Origin of the sequence: Mangrovimonas sp. YM274, assembly GCF_030908385.1 — a bacterium.
Lineage (GTDB): Bacteria > Bacteroidota > Bacteroidia > Flavobacteriales > Flavobacteriaceae > Mangrovimonas_A.
In genome coordinates, this window is the sequence record NZ_CP133091.1 from 3,311,497 (window position 1) to 3,325,860 (window position 14,364).

At 38.4% G+C, this 14,364-nt stretch carries 11 protein-coding genes; 9 read left to right on the forward strand and 2 right to left on the reverse strand.

Annotation, left to right across the window (positions count from 1 at the left end):
- Position 1 precedes the first annotated feature (1 nt).
- The 6 genes from RBH95_RS14525 to RBH95_RS14550 are packed head-to-tail and all read left to right on the forward strand — an operon-like array spanning position 2 to position 7,075.
- Positions 2 to 1,114, forward strand: coding sequence for a glycosyltransferase (locus RBH95_RS14525; protein ID WP_307900290.1), 1,113 nt, complete (start codon positions 2 to 4; stop codon positions 1,112 to 1,114).
- Positions 1,105 to 1,653, forward strand: coding sequence for an RNA polymerase sigma factor (locus RBH95_RS14530; RefSeq protein WP_307900291.1), 549 nt, complete (start codon positions 1,105 to 1,107; stop codon positions 1,651 to 1,653). The genes RBH95_RS14525 and RBH95_RS14530 overlap by 10 nt, the downstream gene beginning before the upstream one ends.
- Positions 1,653 to 2,867, forward strand: a complete 1,215-nt coding sequence (locus RBH95_RS14535) for an Nramp family divalent metal transporter (RefSeq protein WP_307900292.1) — start codon at positions 1,653 to 1,655, stop codon at positions 2,865 to 2,867. The genes RBH95_RS14530 and RBH95_RS14535 overlap by 1 nt, the downstream gene beginning before the upstream one ends.
- A 53-nt stretch (positions 2,868 to 2,920) precedes the next feature.
- The gene (gene lipA, locus RBH95_RS14540; RefSeq protein WP_307900293.1) at positions 2,921 to 3,799 is read left to right on the forward strand and encodes a lipoyl synthase; all 879 of its coding nucleotides are present in this window, start codon (positions 2,921 to 2,923) and stop codon (positions 3,797 to 3,799) included.
- Between the two features lie 2 nt (positions 3,800 to 3,801).
- The gene (gene gap / locus RBH95_RS14545) at positions 3,802 to 4,800 is read left to right on the forward strand and encodes a type I glyceraldehyde-3-phosphate dehydrogenase (protein ID WP_307900294.1); all 999 of its coding nucleotides are present in this window, start codon (positions 3,802 to 3,804) and stop codon (positions 4,798 to 4,800) included.
- Positions 4,801 to 4,849: 49 nt separating this feature from the next.
- Complete coding sequence (locus tag RBH95_RS14550; RefSeq protein ID WP_307900295.1) at positions 4,850 to 7,075, forward strand: ATP-binding protein; 2,226 nt, start codon at positions 4,850 to 4,852, stop codon at positions 7,073 to 7,075.
- A gap of 2 nt (positions 7,076 to 7,077) precedes the next feature.
- Here the strand turns inward: RBH95_RS14550 and lpxK are convergent, their stop codons facing one another.
- A complete protein-coding gene (lpxK, locus tag RBH95_RS14555) occupies positions 7,078 to 8,088 on the reverse strand; it encodes a tetraacyldisaccharide 4'-kinase (RefSeq protein ID WP_307900296.1) in 1,011 nt (336 codons plus the stop codon).
- Between the two features lie 138 nt (positions 8,089 to 8,226).
- Between lpxK and RBH95_RS14560 the strand changes: the two genes are divergently transcribed.
- From RBH95_RS14560 to msrA, 3 genes are all read left to right on the forward strand, one after another.
- Complete coding sequence (locus RBH95_RS14560; RefSeq protein ID WP_307900297.1) at positions 8,227 to 9,321, forward strand: Nif3-like dinuclear metal center hexameric protein; 1,095 nt, start codon at positions 8,227 to 8,229, stop codon at positions 9,319 to 9,321.
- A gap of 2 nt (positions 9,322 to 9,323) precedes the next feature.
- Positions 9,324 to 10,103 (forward strand): zinc ribbon domain-containing protein, encoded by a 780-nt coding sequence (locus tag RBH95_RS14565; RefSeq protein WP_307900298.1) that lies wholly within the window; start codon positions 9,324 to 9,326, stop codon positions 10,101 to 10,103.
- Between the two features lie 120 nt (positions 10,104 to 10,223).
- Entirely contained in the window at positions 10,224 to 10,883 is a 660-nt protein-coding gene (gene msrA, locus RBH95_RS14570) for a peptide-methionine (S)-S-oxide reductase MsrA (protein ID WP_307900299.1), read from the forward strand.
- 77 nt (positions 10,884 to 10,960) lie between these two features.
- Here the strand turns inward: msrA and RBH95_RS14575 are convergent, their stop codons facing one another.
- Positions 10,961 to 14,101: a T9SS type A sorting domain-containing protein gene (locus RBH95_RS14575; RefSeq protein ID WP_307900300.1), complete on the reverse strand. Its 3,141-nt coding sequence runs from the start codon at positions 14,099 to 14,101 to the stop codon at positions 10,961 to 10,963.
- Positions 14,102 to 14,364: the final 263 nt, after the last annotated feature.

Sequence of the window (14,364 nt, forward strand, 5' to 3'; positions counted from 1 at the left end):
AATGCTTATACTTGATGTCCTGCTCTACACTTTTATTGTAGTTATCATTGTTCAAGCGTTTTACTATTTAGGAATTTTTCAAAAGTTTTCATTTTCCAAAACGTCCCCAGCTTCCAACAAAAATTTCCCGGTATCGGTTATCATTTGTGCTAAAAACGAAGCGCAAAATCTGCGGACGTTTCTACCATCCATACTACAACAGGATTATCCCAATTTTGAGGTCATCCTTATCAATGACAGCTCCAGTGATGACACCCTGGAGGTAATGGAAGCGTTTAAAGCTGGTAATGACTTCATTAAAATTGTAGATGTAAAAAACGTTGAAGCCTTTTGGGGCAACAAAAAATATGCCCTTACTTTAGGAATCAAAGCGGCAAAAAATAAACATCTGTTATTCACTGATGCCGATTGCACACCTGTATCGAAGCAATGGATTACAGAAATGTGCAGTCAATTTTCAGACACTAAAAGCATTGTGATTGGTTACGGAGGCTATCAAAAAATTAAAGGCTCATTCCTGAACAAAGTAATTCGCTACGAAACACTTTTAACTGCAACGCAATACCTCTCCTATGCTAAAATAGGGGTTCCATACATGGCCGTTGGCCGTAATTTAGCATATCATAGCGACACTTTTTATGAGGCAAGAGGTTTTATGAGCCATATAGACCTTAACTCTGGTGATGACGATTTGTTTGTTAATGAAAGTGCAACCTCCAAAAATACGGCTGTCTGTACAAGTGCCAACAGCTTTACGTTATCAAAACCAAAAACCACATTTAGCAGCTGGATTTTGCAAAAACGCAGACATGTAAGTACGGCATATCGCTATAAAACGAAACACAAAATAGCTTTAGGCCTATTTTATATCTCACAAATCCTTTTTTGGATATTAGCCACTCTTTTACTGGCTTTACAATACCAATGGATGTTGGTTGCTGGCTTGGTTACCCTTAGATTTATAATTATCTACACAATTTTGGGGCTATCTGCCAAAAAGTTAAATGAAACCGATCTTTTAATTCTACTCCCCTTTTTGGAGTTATTTTTAATTGTGTCGCAATTCTTTATATTTATAAAAAATCTAATCGCAAAACCTCATCATTGGAAATAAAAGAAGCCATTGAGAAAGCCAAACAAAATGACCAAATGGCATTCAATTTCTTGTTGGACACTTTTTGGAATGATGTTTACGGCTTTCAATTAAAACGTACCGAGAATGAAAACGATGCTGAGGATATCAGTATTCAGACATTTTCAAAAGCTTTCGACAAAATAGATACGTATAATGATAACTATGTATTCAAAACATGGTTAATCGCCATTTCCAAGAACATTCATATCGATTTGTTGCGCAAGCGAAAATCATCCATTACAAGCACCACTCCCCACGATGATGATCATGAGTTTTATAATATTGTGGACGAATCCCCTTCTCCAGAAGACAAACTCATCACCGAACAGAATTTAGCCAAACTTTTAAGGGATATAAAAAAGCTAAAGCCCCATTATCAAGAGATTATCAACCTTAGATATTTTCAAGAGCTGAGCTACAAAGAAATTTCAGAGCAACTCCAAGAGCCCATCAATAATGTTAAAGTAAAACTTCTAAGGGCTAAAAAACTATTGGCAGAAATCATCACCAAAAAATAATGTCCTTTGATTTTAAAAAGCTAGGTCCCGGATTACTGTTTGCTGGTGCAGCAATAGGCGTATCCCATCTCGTACAGTCTACTAGAGCGGGTGCCGATTATGGTTTTGGACTTGTTTGGGCCCTACTTTTGGTAAATGTATTCAAATACCCCTTTTTCCAATTTGGCCCTCGATATGCCATGGCTACCGGAGAAAGTCTTTTGGATGGCTATAAAAAGCTGGGAAAAGGTGTACTCGTAGCATATATCCTAGTAACATTGGCTTCTATGTTTACTATCCAAACAGCTGTTACTATAGTAAGCGCCGGATTGGCTCGCAACCTCTTTGGCGACACTATTTCATTAGAAATGTGGACGGTAATCATACTAATGGTTTGTGTTATCATTTTATTAAAAGGGAAATATAGCTTTCTAGACAAAATCATGAAAGTTATTGTCATTACCCTAACTGTTAGCACCCTCATTGCCGTTGGCGTTGCACTTACAAATTACTCAGAACCAATTTCCTTTTTGCAGATCCTTCCAAAAAACCATTTAGAGATTAGCTTTTTAATAGCCTTTATGGGCTGGATGCCCGCACCGCTCGATATTTCTATTTGGCATTCCTTATGGACCATTGAAAAAAACAAACAAGTTGAGGGACTTAACGTAAAATCTTCACTATTCGATTTCAACATTGGTTTTACAGGAGCAATTATCATTGGGTTGGGATTTTTAACTTTGGGAGCATTAGTAATGCACCAAAGCGATATATCCTTTAGCTCTAAGGCCGGAGAGTTTTCAAACCAATTGATTTCTATGTACGCTAAAAATTTAGGTGCATGGACCTATCCCATCATAGGCATTGCTGCTTTCACCACTATGTTCAGCACCACCCTCACGACCATGGATGCCTCACCGCGATCCATGGCGCACAGCTTACAATTGCTTTTCACAAAAAAGCATTCAAAAGGATATCTTTTGTGGATATTAATTCTTCTATCTGGAACCATCATAATATTCCTTTTTTTAGCGTCAGAAATGGGACTACTTGTTCAAATTGCCACCATACTGTCCTTTTTAACAGCGCCTTTTTTTGCTATTGCCAATTACATCCTTATTTGTAGCAAACACACGCCTAAAGAATGGCGCCCTTCAATCGCAATTCATATTTGGAGCGTATTGGGAATTGTTTTTCTCATTGGTTTTAGCGCGTGGTATCTTAGTAGCATATAGCAAGGTATTACAATTATACTTTGTATCTTTGCATCTGCAAAATTATAGAATACATGAACACAGAAACTGCTTCAAACACGGTAACAGAAAGACAGGCTAAACCAAAATGGTTACGAGTTAAATTGCCTACCGGGAAAAAGTATACGGAACTTAGGGGCTTGGTAGACAAGTACAAGTTGAATACCATTTGTACTTCGGGAAGCTGTCCAAACATGGGTGAATGTTGGGGAGAAGGTACCGCTACCTTTATGATTTTAGGAAATATCTGTACCCGTTCCTGTGGATTTTGTGGTGTAAAAACGGGCCGTCCAGAAACTTTGGATTGGGACGAACCAGAAAAAGTGGCACGTTCTATAAAATTGATGAACATCAAGCACGCTGTATTAACCAGTGTAGATCGTGACGATATCAAGGACATGGGAAGCATCATGTGGGCAGAAACAGTAAAAGCAGTTCGCCGTATGAACCCAGAAACGACCTTGGAAACCTTGATTCCAGACTTTCAAGGCATCGAACAACACATTGACCGAATCATTGAAGTAGCTCCGGAAGTTGTATCCCATAATATTGAAACGGTAAGACGCCTTACCCGAGAAGTGCGTATCCAAGCGAAATACGACCGCAGCCTAGGTGTGTTGAAATATTTGAAAGCACAAGGACAACGTCGTACCAAATCCGGAATCATGTTAGGTCTTGGAGAAACTAGAGAAGAAGTCATCGAAACCCTTCATGATCTAAAGGCCAATGATGTAGATGTTGTTACAATTGGTCAATATTTGCAACCAAGTAAAAAACACCTTCCTGTTCAAGAATTTATCACTCCTGAACAGTTTAAAGAATATGAAACTATAGGCTTAGAATTAGGCTTTAGACATGTTGAAAGTAGTGCTTTGGTAAGATCTTCTTACCATGCGCAAAAACACATTCACTAGTCATGATTAGGATTGCCATTAATGGGTTTGGCCGAATTGGCCGACGTGTTTTCAGACTCATACAATCCCATCCCAATCTTACTGTTGTTGCTATAAATGATTTGGCCAATGCGCACACCTTAAGCCACTTGTTGAAATACGACAGTATTCATGGTGTTTTACCACATAAGGTCACTTGGGATGACAAGCATATTATTGTAGATGATCAAACAATTCCTTTACTTAATTGCCCTCACCCTAAAGAAATTGATTGGAGTCCTTACAAAGTAGATTTTACCATTGAAGCTAGCGGAAAATTTAAAACAACTGAAGATTTAGAATGGCATTTAAATAATGGAGCAGATCGCGTGATTTTATCAGTGCCGCCTTTAGATGACAGCATCAAAACTATCGTTATGGGCGTCAATGACCATTTATTAGAAGGTACCGAGAAAATAATTTCCAACGCCTCCTGCACCACAAACAATGCAGCTCCAATGATATCTGTAATAAAAAAACTCTGCGGTGTGGAACAAGCATACATTACTACGGTTCACTCTTACACCACAGATCAAAGCCTGCATGATCAACCCCATAAAGATTTAAGAAGAGCTAGGGCTGCAGGGCAATCTATTGTACCCACTACCACTGGTGCTGCCAAGGCCTTAACTAAAATATTCCCTGATTTATCAAATGTAATTGGAGGGTGCGGTATTAGGGTTCCAGTTGCCAATGGTTCCTTGACCGATATCACCTTTAATGTAAAAAATACCGTATCTATTGAAGATATTAATCAGGCTTTCAAGAAAGCTTCCGAGACGGACTTAAAAGGCATTTTAGAATACACAGAAGACCCTATTGTTTCTATTGATATTGTAGGAAATACCCACAGTTGCATCTTTGATTCCCAAATGACTTCAGTGATAGGAAACATGGTTAAAATTGTTGGTTGGTACGACAATGAAACCGGATATTCTTCAAGAATTTTAGATTTAATTTGCAATTTATCGGACAAATCATGACTTTTATCGAATAAATATTTATATTTGTTACAATAAAAGCGGTCTGAATATGTCCCAAATTAAGTACTTCTTCTTCATTTTTGGCTTCAGTTTTTGGCTTCAGTTAGGAGCTCAAAACAACGCCGATGATCTTGATTTATTACAAATGCGCATTGAAAATCATATCACCCACGCATCTTTAAACAGTAGCCGTGGAGATTACTATAGCGCAAGGGAAAACCTTACAAAAGCTTTGGAGATTGCCAAAACCGTTGGCAATAAAAAAAGTCAAGGTATTATCCATACCAAGATTGCCAAACTGCAATATACTATTGAAGAACCTCAAGAAGCCATGGTATCTCTTACCAAAGCAGCCAAAATACAACGCGAAATTGAGGACTACGCTAATTTGGCCATTACATACAATGTTTGGGGAATTATCTCCTACAGTTCAAAAGAGTATCAAACTGCCCTTGACTATTTCAACTCCGCAAAAACAAAGTTTGAAGAAGAAGATTTAGAAGAGTACATACCAGAAGTTTGCCTTAACGAGGCAAAGGTCTACATTAAATTGGAAGACTACAAGCAGGCTAAAGCCCAATTGGAAAAGGCCATTGTTCTCGCCAAAAAATATAACCAAAGTAATATTTTAAGTAGCGCCCTTATCAATAGTGGAAAAGTACTTCAAAAACTTGGAAACACCGATTCAGCACTTTCTGCTACCAACGACGGATTGAAGATTGCCCAACAAAACAAGCTAATTGAAAGTTTAAACGAAAGTTACCTTACCCTAAGCGACATTTACCAATCTGAAGAGAATTATAAACTTGCCAATGAATTTCTTGTAAAGCACATAAAACTATCTGATTCTATTTTAGATATCAAACGAGAAAACTTATCGCCCGAAAGACGGACACAATTTATTAGTGAATATAAGGATGCAGAAAACCAGCAACTGAAAGCTGAAATGGAGCAAAAGAATGCCGACAGCAATCTCACCAAAATAACTACCATCTTGAGTATTGCCCTTATCACCATTCTTTCGTTACTAACCCTTTCACTGTACAAAAACAACAATATTAGGCTTAAGACCAACAACATGCTTCACAAAAAGAATGACGAGTTGGTTTTAGCCAAAGAGAAGGCCGAACTAGCTTCCAAAACAAAAGCCAATTTCCTTTCCACGGTAACCCATGAGCTAAGAACCCCTTTGTATGCCGTTACCGGATTGACCAATATGCTCTTGGAAGAACACCCTAAACCAGAACAAATACCTCATCTAAAATCGTTGAAATTTTCTGGAGACTATCTTTTAACCTTCATCAACGACATTCTACAGATCAATAAAATTGAAGCCAACAAAGTAGATCTAGATCCCGAAATTTTTGATCTGAAAAAGAAAGTTGGCAATGTTATTTCCGCCCTTAACAATTCCGCGATGGACAATAACATAACCATGCATTTTGAATACGACAAAGCCCTTCCCCGAACCTTTGAGGCCGACCAATTGAAAATTTCCCAAATTTTAATCAACCTCATCGGAAACGCCATTAAGTTTACAAAGGATGGAGACATTTGGGTTCGTGTTACAAAAATCAATGAAAAGGACGGCACCTTTAATGTTCGATTTGAGGTTGAGGATAACGGAATAGGAATCACCAAAGAAAAACAGGAGCACATGTTTGAGAGTTTCTCCCAAGGCTCCATTCAAATTAACCGTAAGTACGGAGGAACTGGACTTGGACTCTCGATTGTTAAAGGACTTATCGAAATTCTTAAAGGAAAAATATACCTAAAGAGTGAATTAGGAAAAGGATCGACCTTCATTTTTGAAGTACCAATGGCTTATGCTGAAAAGCTGGAGACCATCGCAAAACCAAACTATTCAAATAACATCAACCAATTGGATTTAAGCAACGTCAAAATTTTGGTAGTTGAAGACAACAAAATCAACCAAATGATTACCAAAAAAATCTTAAACAAGATGAACCTTCATTGTGATGTGGTTGACAACGGTGAAGACGCTGTTGAAAGAGTAAAAGAAGTACGCTACAGTGTGGTATTAATGGACATTCACATGCCAGGAATCAGCGGATTGGAAGCTACCAAAATCATTAGAACTTTTGACAAAGAGCTGACCATATTTGCCCTTACTGCGGTAACCTTGGAAGACAAAATGCATGAGTTTGACGAAGCAGGCTTCAACGATATTATCTCAAAACCGTTTAAGCAGGAAGATTTTGAAAAGAAACTATTCAATGCCCTAAGCAACCAGAATCAGGCTTCTACCATTTAATTTTAAAATTGGTTGACGAAGGTTTTCACTTTTGAATTGAACAATTCTGCTCGATCCAACTTTACTTCTATGGGTAAATAGAACAGGTTATCTTGATGTTTGAAATGTGGAGATAGCCGCATATAATCCTTTTCGGTAGTGATGATCAATTCTTCGTTTTTCAACATAGCAATCTCACTTTCTGAAAAATCGTGATGATCTTTAAAATTTAAATGCTTAAAATCCAATTTAAAGGATTCTAAATACTGCAAGAAAGGCTTAGGATTGGCAATCCCAGTTACCAAGGTAAACTTTCTCCCCTTCAACAAATCAAGAGACATGTCTCCTTTTTGACCTTTAAGTACACTAGAATAATCAATGGAACTAAAAAACACCTCTTGACCTTCCCTTGGATTCAATTGCTTGATAATTTCTGTTTTTTCAACTTCATCCAAATTGTTTGGGCATTTGGTAACAACAATCACATCCGCACGTTTGGCACCAGATCGTGGCTCTCTTAAATCGCCTGTAGGCAACAATATATCATTCGCGTATAATTTGGAATACGAAGTCAACAACACATAAAATCCTGCCTTAACTTTTCGATGCTGAAAAGCATCGTCCAAAAGGATAATTTCAGGAGCACTTTTCAATTTGCGTAATTCGGCAATACCATGACGCCTGTCCTCATCGACACACACCAAAAGATCTTCAAACTTAGAATGAAACTGAAAAGGTTCATCGCCAATATCCTCCACTGTTGTTTCGTCATTGGCCAAAAGAAACCCTTTGGTTTGCCTCCTATAGCCCCTACTCAAAGTTGCTAGAGTTCGATCTTCCTTCAATAACCTCACTAAATATTCAATCATTGGCGTTTTACCGGTTCCCCCTACACTCAAATTACCAACTGCGATTACAGGAAAATTGTATTCCGTTGACTTAAAAACACCAACATCATATAATTTATTTCGCATCCAAGTGACCACATAATAAACAGGAACAATCGGCAATAAAAGCTTCCGAAGTAAGTACATAAATAACTATTTAAAACAGCATTGAATTGGTTTGGCAATATAGTCAATATTTAAATGATGCTTCTTTACAATTTCTAACCTCAGGAAAACTGTCGAGGGTATCACTTTATTTTTATCTTTGAAACAAACAATACTTTTATGCTTATAAAAGATGTCATTGCGCATTTAGAAGATTTGGCCCCAACGGCCTATGCAGAAGATTTTGACAATGTAGGCCTTTTGGTAGGAGATAAAAACACTCCGCTAAAAGGTGTTTTGGTAACTTTGGACACCTTGGAAGCCGTGGTTGATGAAGCCATAGAGCACAACTGCAATCTTATTGTGAGCTTCCACCCCATCATTTTTAAAGGCTTAAAAAAATTAAACGGTAACAGTTACGTAGAGCGAGTGGTGATTAAAGCCATTCAACATAACATTGCCATTTATGCCATCCATACGGCATTAGACAATGCTCTACAGGGCGTTAACGATATTATCTGTAATCAATTAGAACTGAATTCCAAAGAAATATTGATTCCGCAAAAAAGCACCATAAAAAAACTGACCACCTATGTTCCTACGGAATCTGCTGTTCAGTTACGCGAAGCTCTATTTGCTGCAGGAGCTGGCAGTATAGGTAATTACGATCAATGTAGTTTTAATACGGAAGGAACCGGAACCTTTAAAGGAAATGCCTCCTCCAATCCTACCAAAGGTAAAAAGGAAACATTGCATTATGAACCAGAAACCCAAGTTTCAGTAACCTTTCAAAAACATCACGAATCTGGCATTCTAGAGGCTCTTTTTTCTGCTCATCCGTATGAGGAAGTCGCCTATGAAGTGCAAACTTTGGACAACACCAACCAAACCATAGGCATTGGAATGGTTGGGGAATTGGACAAAGAAATGAAACCTGAGACCTTTTTAAATTACGTAAAGGGAAAAATGAACGTTTCGGTAATTAGGCATACCGAACTACCAAATAACCCCATCAAAAAGGTCGCTGTTTTGGGTGGTTCTGGCAGCTTTGCCATTGGTGCGGCAAAAGCAGCAAAAGCCGACATCCTAATTACTTCAGATTTAAAATATCATGACTTCTTTTCCGCCGAAAACCAAATTATTTTAGCAGATATAGGACATTACGAAAGCGAACAGCACACAAAAACATTTTTAGCAGACTATCTATCAAAAAAAATTACTAATTTTGCAGTCGTTTTATCGATGACAAATACCAATCCAGTAAAGTATTTATAATTATGGCAAAAAAAGTTGAAGCTTCTGTTGAAGAACGATTAAGAGCGTTATACGATTTACAATTAATCGATTCCAGAGTAGACGAGATCAGAAACTTAAGAGGCGAGCTTCCTTTGGAGGTAAGAGACCTTGAAGATGAAGTAGAAGGATTAAATACAAGACTTGAAAAATTAGGTTCAAATCTTGAAATGATTGATGAGGAAATCAAAGGGAAGAAAAATTTAATTGAAGAAGCCAAAGCTTTGATTAAAAAATACAGTGAGCAACAAAAAAATGTTAGAAATAACAGAGAGTATAACTCATTGACTAAAGAAATAGAGTTTCAGGAATTAGAAATTCAATTGGCCGAAAAACATATTAAAGAGTTCAAGGCACAAATTGAGCAGAAAAAAGAAATCATTGCTGAAACCAAAGATCGTCTTAAAGACCGTCAAACCCACCTTAAGCACAAACGCAGTGAGTTGGACGCTATTTTAGCCGAGACTGAAAAAGAGGAACAAGCTTTGCTTCAGAAATCAGAAGAATACCAAGAGCAGATTGATGCTAGATTGGTAAAAGCTTACCTTAGAATCCGTAGCAATGTGAAGAATGGATTAGCAGTTGTGCCAATTGAAAGAGGTGCTTCAGGAGGTTCTTTCTTTACTATTCCACCACAAATTCAAGTAGAAATTGCTTCTCGTAAAAAAGTAATTACAGATGAACACAGTGGACGTATTTTGGTAGATGCGCAGTTAGCCGATGAACAAAGAGAGAAAATGGAAAAATTGTTCTCTAAGCTTTAAACCATCATAAAACTTCATATAAAAATCCCTAGTCCTTCGGCTAGGGATTTTTTTGTGACTACTTTCTTATAGTTTCCCATAAGGTTTTCCAAAGTCCCACGACTATTAAAAGAAAACGCTATGAAATCTATCAGCTCCTTTATCATTGCCCTTCTATTTTTCAGTTGCAACAACCACGCACAGGTAACCCCGAAACAACAAGCCTTAATGAATGTCGAACCAATTGAAGTTCCTTTGGAAAATGGTTTGGCCCGCGCCTATTTTGCCAGTGGATGCTTTTGGTGTGCCGAAGCCATTTACGAAAGTGTAAAAGGTGTGGAAGAAGCCATTTCTGGGTATTCCGGAGGCCACTCAGAAAACCCTACGTATGAAGACAGCAACACAGGACGCACAGGTCATGCTGAAGCCATTGAAGTGATTTACGATCCAAAAGTGGTGGATTTTGCCACCTTGGTGGATGTCTATTTCAACTCCCAAGACCCCACTCAATTCAACGGACAAGGTCCTGACAAGGGCAGCCAATACCGCTCCATTATTTTTTACCAAAATGAAGAACAGAAGCAAATAGCTATTGTCAAAAAAGCAACTTGGGCTAAAAAACTAAATACTGAAATCGCTGCTGAAATCATGCCGTTCCAAAAATTTTGGGAAGCCGAAGCCTATCATCAGGATTTTGAAAAGCGTAACCCCAATCACCCTTACATCAAAAATGTCTCCCAACGACGTTTGGAAAATTTCAAGCGCAGCTGCCCTATGCTCATCAAAAATGAGGATGAATAAACATCAAATTCAAACATAGAAAAGCCCACAATAAAAGTGGGCTTTTCAGCTGCAATAACATTTATACTATTAAACAATTATCGCCTAGATTGAATCAACTTACCTGTTACACGCTCTCCATTCACCGTCAATACATAAATGAGCGTATTGTTTTGCAGGGCGGGTAAATTAACGTTATACGAGTTTTCACCTTGCTTTAAATCTCCCTCAAAAACCATTTTAACACGTTGCCCCAATAGGTTCATCAACTCAAGACTTCCCTTAGAGTCTTCGGGCGCCAATACCTTAAAGTTCACTTGATCGTTAAATGGATTTGGATAGGCTTTAATAGTTGTTTTGGAAGGAAGTTGCTTTATGGACGTGTCTTCTGTTGCCGACATTCTAGCTACAGGAGCCACCTCTTCTCCCTCACAATTTTCAGGTTCTGACACACACATCAAACCTCCTTTTATTCTAGCTTTGATACTAAACCCATCCCCTGCATTAATTGTAAACTGAACCTCATCTTGCCAATCGCCATCATTATTATTATACTCATAATCTACAACTCCCTCTACATCCAAAGGACTTGTAACTTGTAAAGTAATCTCTGCAGAAGAGCAACTCGCGGGCACTGCCACTATAACAGTTGGTTTTCCTGGATTGTTTACTGAAGCAACATTTACAGTCAAACTCTGAGATTCACATAATGTTGGAGATGCTCCTGTTCCTTTAACATAATAACCATCTCCCGCTGTCAAGCCTGTCCACGTTAAAACACCTTCAACAGCATCATCACTATCCAAAGGACCGCCTACTGCTACATCGCCAGAATCATAAAGCTGATAACTTACACCAGTCTCATAATTTATCGAGCTTATTGTCCCTGTATTTGGATTTGAACTACAAATGGAGCTTCCCGTCAACATCAATGCCACTGGATTTGTAATCTCTGTAACATTTGCAGGCAAACTCGCAGATTCACAAAATGCTGATGAGGCCACACTACCCTTTACGTAATAACCATTTCCTGCTGCCAAGCCTGTCCACGTTAAAACACCTTCAACAGCATCATCGCTGTCCAAAGGACTACCTACAGCCACATCGCCAGAATCATAAAGCTGGTAACTTACACCAGTCTCATAATTCGTGGAACTTATTGTTCCTGTATTTATATCTTCACTACAGATTGAGCTTCCCGTCAACACCAATACCACAGGATTAGTAACCTCAATAACATTTGCAGGCAAACTCTCAGAATCGCATATTGTTGGTGACGCTCCAGTTCCCTTTACATAATAACCATTTCCTGTCGCTAAGCCCGTCCACGTCAAAACACCTTCAACAGCATCATCGCTGTCCAAAGGACTACCTAAAGCCACATCGCCAGAATCATAAAGCTGATAACTTACTCCAGTTTCATAATTCGTGGAACTTATTGTCCCCGTATTTGGATTTGCACTACAGATTGAGCTTCCCGTCAACACCAATACCACAGGATTAGTAACCTCAATAACATTTACAGGCAAACTCTCAGATTCGCATAATGTTGGTGACGCTCCAGTTCCCTTTACATAATAACCATTTCCTGCCGCTAAGCCCGTCCATGTTAAAACACCTTCAACAGCATCATCGCTGTCCAAAGGACTACCTACAGCCACATCGCCAGAATCATAAAGCTGATAACTTACTCCAGTTTCATAATTCGTGGAACTTATTGTTCCTGTATTTATGTCTTCACTACAAATGGAGCTTCCCGTCAACACCAATGCCACTGGATTAGTAACCTCAATAACATTTGCAGGCAAACTCTCAGATTCGCATAATGTTGGTGATGCCCCAGTTCCCTTAACATAATAACCATTTCCTGCCGCTAAGCCCGTCCATGTTAAAACGCCTTCAACAGCATCATCGCTGTCCAAAGGACTACCTACAGCCACATCGCCAGAATCATAAAGTTGATAACTCACTCCAGTTTCATAATTTGTAGAACTTATTGTCCCAGTATTCATGTCTTCACTACAAATAGAGCTCCCCATTAATTCAAGAATTGAAGGCAATGCATTTATAGTTACAGGAACTTCTATAGGATTTAAGCAAACTCCACCTGTAGGGGTAAAAGTAATTGTATAATCTCCAGGAGTACTGGCCGCTAAATCTATCTCTCCTGGAATTAGAGGATTTGAAACCGCCCATACCAATCCATCTGGTGTAGCACTAAACATTCCACTAGAAGATGGCGAAACAGTTGGTGGGGCCGTACCTAAATTACAGTACTCATCTAAATAGTCCAATTGAGCTTCCCCAAATTGAAAGTTTACCGGAATAGGGTCCACAAAATCTTTAAGAGCCGCATTGTAGGAATCCGACGCCTTTGTTTTCACAAATACTGTTTTAATATTAATCGCAGTACAGTTGTTACCCGTACTTTCTATTATACCATCAATATTTACGGCTGCTTCCACAAAAGCAAAAGGGATATAAGTTGAAGAGTCAAAGGCTTCAAATGGAACAGAAACCCCACTATCTCCATTGGTTGCTCCATACGCAGAACCTGCTATATCAGTAATAGGATATTCAACAAATTTATAAGAATTAGGATTACCTTCCTCTCCTTCCCAAACATAGTAATGGACATTAGCATTGGTCCCCCCATTACTATATTCCATAGACAACACAAAATCTCCTGGAGTTCTTCCGTTTGAACTCGATAGATCTATTTCTGTTTCCCCATCATCCTCTAAACCTACCGAAGTAAACGTTCCGTCAGAATTACGAGCAAACTTTCCCTGTGAAAATTCAAAGTCAATATAACTAGTCCCATTGGTTGTCAACCTATCACCTGCTAGGATAAGCCACTTTTGAGTATCTTCAACGTTTGTAGTTTGATGCAAGAGCACTGTATTAATATCACATTTACTGGTTGGTTTTCCTGATGACCAACTCCAATCATTTGGATTATCTCCAAATGAACTTCCCCCTGTAAAACTTAAATCGGCCTGGGAATTAAAATCATCCCGAACAAAACCGGTCGAAGTCTCATCCACCGCCTTCCATACGTTCACTCCATCTACCTCCACTTCCTCAATAACAAAACCTCCTGCACCACCGCCATTAATCCAGTCTCCATTAGCACTAGAGAGCAAATTTCCGTCTATCTCAAAACCACCTGTTGGAGGATTTACTGGAGCTACTTGAGAAAAAGTAATGAACGTAAAAAAAAGAACGATGATCAACATTGTCCTTTGTAAGATAAAATGTAATAATTGAGGAAAAGAAATGTTTTCGAGTAAAGGTATTACACAGTACTCTTTACCAAAAATTGTTGTTTGTGTTTTCATTGGTCTTAGAATTAAATTGGTTAATAAATAATGCTTAGGTAAATCCTTGATAGATCAAGAGGTTCTAAAACCAAACACAAGAAAATATAAGTCAACAGCCATTGGGAGCTTTGCCCATAACATAAATACCTCGAAATAGTGTGTAATTGATAGCAAAAATT

Excerpts from the sequence above, each read along its gene's own strand:
- RBH95_RS14525 (WP_307900290.1), top strand. The coding sequence starts at position 2 with ATGCTTATACTTGATGTCCTGCTCTACACTTTTATTGTAGTTATCATT.
- RBH95_RS14535 (WP_307900292.1), top strand. The coding sequence starts at position 1,653 with ATGTCCTTTGATTTTAAAAAGCTAGGTCCCGGATTACTGTTTGCTGGT.
- lipA (WP_307900293.1), top strand. The coding sequence starts at position 2,921 with ATGAACACAGAAACTGCTTCAAACACGGTAACAGAAAGACAGGCTAAA.
- gap (WP_307900294.1), top strand. The coding sequence starts at position 3,802 with ATGATTAGGATTGCCATTAATGGGTTTGGCCGAATTGGCCGACGTGTT.
- RBH95_RS14550 (WP_307900295.1), top strand. The coding sequence starts at position 4,850 with ATGTCCCAAATTAAGTACTTCTTCTTCATTTTTGGCTTCAGTTTTTGG.
- lpxK (WP_307900296.1), bottom strand. The coding sequence starts at position 8,088 with ATGTACTTACTTCGGAAGCTTTTATTGCCGATTGTTCCTGTTTATTAT.
- RBH95_RS14560 (WP_307900297.1), top strand. The coding sequence starts at position 8,227 with ATGCTTATAAAAGATGTCATTGCGCATTTAGAAGATTTGGCCCCAACG.
- RBH95_RS14565 (WP_307900298.1), top strand. The coding sequence starts at position 9,324 with ATGGCAAAAAAAGTTGAAGCTTCTGTTGAAGAACGATTAAGAGCGTTA.
- msrA (WP_307900299.1), top strand. The coding sequence starts at position 10,224 with ATGAAATCTATCAGCTCCTTTATCATTGCCCTTCTATTTTTCAGTTGC.
- RBH95_RS14575 (WP_307900300.1), bottom strand. The coding sequence starts at position 14,101 with ATGTTGATCATCGTTCTTTTTTTTACGTTCATTACTTTTTCTCAAGTA.